General features: G+C 74.3%; 4 protein-coding genes and 1 pseudogene. 1 reads left to right on the top strand and 4 read right to left on the bottom strand.

All coding sequences use genetic code 11. From position 1 onward, the window contains the following. From SACHA_RS25365 to SACHA_RS0111540, 3 genes and pseudogenes are all read right to left on the bottom strand, one after another. Positions 1-280: pseudogene (locus tag SACHA_RS25365) on the bottom strand (Acg family FMN-binding oxidoreductase); the annotation flags it as partial. Continuing rightward, on the bottom strand, positions 277-594 hold the full coding sequence (locus SACHA_RS0111545) for a hypothetical protein (protein WP_019809859.1): 318 nt from the start codon (positions 592-594) through the stop codon (positions 277-279). The gene SACHA_RS0111545 and the pseudogene SACHA_RS25365, both read right to left, overlap by 4 nt. Positions 595-819: 225 nt before the next feature. After that, on the bottom strand, positions 820-1,089 hold the full coding sequence (locus SACHA_RS0111540) for a DUF1876 domain-containing protein (protein ID WP_019809858.1): 270 nt from the start codon (positions 1,087-1,089) through the stop codon (positions 820-822). Positions 1,090-1,283: 194 nt separating this feature from the next. Here SACHA_RS0111540 and SACHA_RS0111535 point away from each other — a divergent pair, with 194 nt between their 5' ends. Beyond that, positions 1,284-1,619 carry a cupin domain-containing protein gene (locus SACHA_RS0111535; RefSeq protein ID WP_028663099.1) on the top strand — a complete coding sequence of 112 codons (336 nt, stop codon included), beginning with the start codon at positions 1,284-1,286 and terminating at the stop codon, positions 1,617-1,619. An 87-nt stretch (positions 1,620-1,706) separates the two neighbouring features. On the opposite strand, the gene SACHA_RS21690 is transcribed toward SACHA_RS0111535, so the two are convergent. Then, on the bottom strand, positions 1,707-2,987 hold the full coding sequence (locus SACHA_RS21690) for an NYN domain-containing protein (protein WP_198010134.1): 1,281 nt from the start codon (positions 2,985-2,987) through the stop codon (positions 1,707-1,709). Positions 2,988-3,150 lie beyond the last annotated feature (163 nt).

The raw sequence follows: 3,150 nt of genomic DNA, 5'->3' as shown, positions 1-3,150 counted from the left end.
CGGGGTCGTCCGGCTCGGGCGACAGCGTGCGCCGGACCGAGCGCCCCACCGCCCGCAGCGCCAGCTCCAGGTTCATCCCGGCGGCCCCGCACGCGATGGTGCGGTCCCGGCCCGTGGGGTCGTGGAACGGCAGCACCACGTCGGTGCGCTCGCTCAGCTCCACCCGGTCGGGCAGCACACGCAGCGTCCAGGGCTGGGTGTTGAGCACGGACGGCGCCGACGCGAGAGCCTCGCCGAACAGCTCGGTCTCCCAGCCGGCCGGTGCGTCGACCTCGGTCATACGGCATCCGTGGCGTGCGCGCGGGGCCCGTCCGCGGTGCGGTCGGCGTGCGGCTGCCCGGAGAGCATGATGTGGGTGGCCAAGCGCGCCGCCCGATCGACGGCGCTGTCGACCGCCCGCTCGTCGGTGGCCGATTCGAATCCGCGCAGCAGCGCACCGAACTCGTCACCCAGCCTGCGCACCGCCAGACCGATCATCCTGGGATCGGGCCCCCGGTCGTCCGCGGCGGTGTCCGGACGCAGGGCGGCGATGACCACCGCCGCCAGCTGCTGGGCCACCAGCTCGGCCGGGTCCCGGGTGTGGCTCGTCGACATGGTCCCTCCCCCCGACGGTGTCCCCTGCGAGGTCACCGGCACGGTCCGGGCCCGGACCGACCGGACCGGGTTCCGGCCCCGACCCGTCCGGCGGTCACCCGTGTCGGTGCCGTGCGGCTTCCGGGGTGATTACCCGATGGTGGCGGGACACAACCCGAACCGGGGACCTGTCTCCGTCGGTCACCGGCCGGATCCCGGGCGTGTGCCCTCCGCAGGCCACGGTCCCTACTCGACCAGGTGGGCGGGCTGGTGTGTCACCGACTCGATGTCCTCCGCGGTCGCCTCGATCAACTGGTGCGACAGGTCGGCCAGTGCACGCGCGACCGCGAGTTCGTCCCCGATCTCGGGGACATCGGTGTCCCGCGGATTGCGCCGGGCCACGCCCATGCCCCGCCTGGTCGACCCGGAATCGGTTCGCAGTGTCGCCTCGGCCCGGGTACGGTCGTCGTGTTCGTCGACGGCGATCTCCATCGTCCACTTCGCCTGGTGTTCCACGGTCTGCCCCCGTCCTCTCCACATGGGCGGCGCCGAACGGGCGCGCCCTCAGCCCAGTCAAGGATCCCCGCCCCGGCCGGGACAAGAGCACTTCGTCCCGGGCACGACGCCGAGCGCCTCTCCCGTGTCGGGACGGGCCGGGCCCGGCTACGGTGACGGACACCAGCACCCCACCGAGGATGGGAGCGAACACCGTGACCGACCACTCCACCGTCACCGCGACCGGCGCGCTGGCCACCGAACTGCTCGACGAGGCGCGGGCTGCCCACTCCCACCGGACGGCCCGCACACTGGTGTCCGGCACCACGCTGCGCAGCACCCTGATCGCGATGACCGCCGAGACGGAACTGGCCGAGCACGACTCCCCGAGCGCGGGCACGCTGCACGTGCTCTCGGGCACGGTGCTGCTGCGCACGCCGAGCAGGCAGTGGCAGGTCTCCGACGGTGACCTCGCCACCCTCCCACCGGAACGGCACTCCGTGCACGCCGTCACCGACGCGGCGATGCTGCTGACGGTGGCACTGCACTGACGCCGCGGACGCGCCACGCCCTCAACCGACCGGGCCGCGGTGTCGAACCCGGCGTGTACCCGCAGGCCCGACACCGGGCGGCCGGGCTCAGCCGTCGCCGTCCCCGCCCGTACCGTCCCCACGCCCGGGGGCGGGGTCGTCGTCGCGTTCACTGCCGACCTCGTCGAGGTCCCGCACGAAATCGACACCGCGCCAGAAGCCGTCCCGCACCGCGAACTTGGCCTGCTCGTCGGACCAGGTGTCCACACCCCGGCGTTCCGCGGTCCGGAGCAGGTCCCGGTCGATGGCGGCGGCGATGCGCGGACGGTCCGGCGCGATCTCGTCGTACTCCTCCGGCAGGGCCCGGCGGCACCAGCGTGTGCCGTACTCGCGGCCCACCTCGAACGGGTCGGCGGCGTGCCGTGGTGCCGTCAGGCCCGTTCCGGGCGCCCGGGGAGCGGCGCCGCGCACGGACGCCACGGTGACCGGGGACGGCGGAACGGGACCGCTCCCGCCGTTGACACTCCCGGCATCCGTGGTTCCCGGCACGCCTTCCCCGTCGCCGTCCCCGGCCGCGTCCTCCGCCACGGTTCCGCCGGCTCCGCTCGTCCCCGGGTCGCTCGTCCGCTGGGTGGTGTCCACCCGGTCCGGCTCCTCGTCCGCAGCCCCCCGCTCCGTGTGGTCGTCCGGGACCGCCGGAGCCGTGTCGCCCTGGCTCCCCGGAGCCGGGTCGTCCGTCACCGGGGCCGAATCGTCGGTGTCCACCGGGGTCTCCCGGACCGGGTCCCCCGTGCCCGGGGGCCGGGGCAGCACCGACACCGCGGCGTAGGGCTCCCGACCGACGGTGAAGTGGTCGTCGATCCAGGCGCGCTCCAGCACGGTGCGCCGGTCGGCGGTGGCGACCAGCTCGGGGGACTGATTCGTGGACGAGCTCGACGTCGGAACGGCCCACAGATGCACCCGGACCCCGTATTCCTGGGCCTTCTCCACGGGCACACACAGGTCCTCGTCGCCGGTCACGAGGATCACGTCGGCCACCGCCCGGTGCCGCGCCAGTGTCACCAGGTCGGCGTGCAGCTCGGCGTCGACCCCCTTCTGCTGCGGCGGCCCCTCGCCGCGGACGACGAGGTTGCCCAGGCGCACCTTCACATCCCGCAACCCGCGCAGCGCGCGGTGCTCGGACGTGGGCTGTCGCTGGAACGCCGCGTCGTACCAGTAGATCCGCAACACCGGCAGCCCGGTCTCCCCCTCCGCGCGGACCCGGATCGCCTCGATCAACGCGGAGTACTCGGGGCGCAACCGGCTGCGGTCGCTCCGGCGCCCGGTGAGCAGCGTGTACGCTCCGCCCAGCAGGTATCCCGCATCGACCAGCACGGCGCATCGGTCCACGGTGTTCCCTTCCGTCCACCACCCCCGACGGTGTCGGCGGCGCGGTGGCTTGTCGGCGTCCGGTCGAGACACTACCGGCCGGTCGCGGCGTCGACACGACCCGGAGGGCAGCGGGGCCGACACCGCCCGGAGCGCGGCGGCGAGGACACCGCCCGGAGGGCGG

The organism is Saccharomonospora halophila 8 (genome assembly GCF_000383775.1).
Lineage (GTDB): Bacteria > Actinomycetota > Actinomycetes > Mycobacteriales > Pseudonocardiaceae > Saccharomonospora > Saccharomonospora halophila.
The sequence above is the reverse complement of the archived record's forward strand: the minus strand, read 5'-3'. Positions and strand labels throughout refer to the sequence as shown.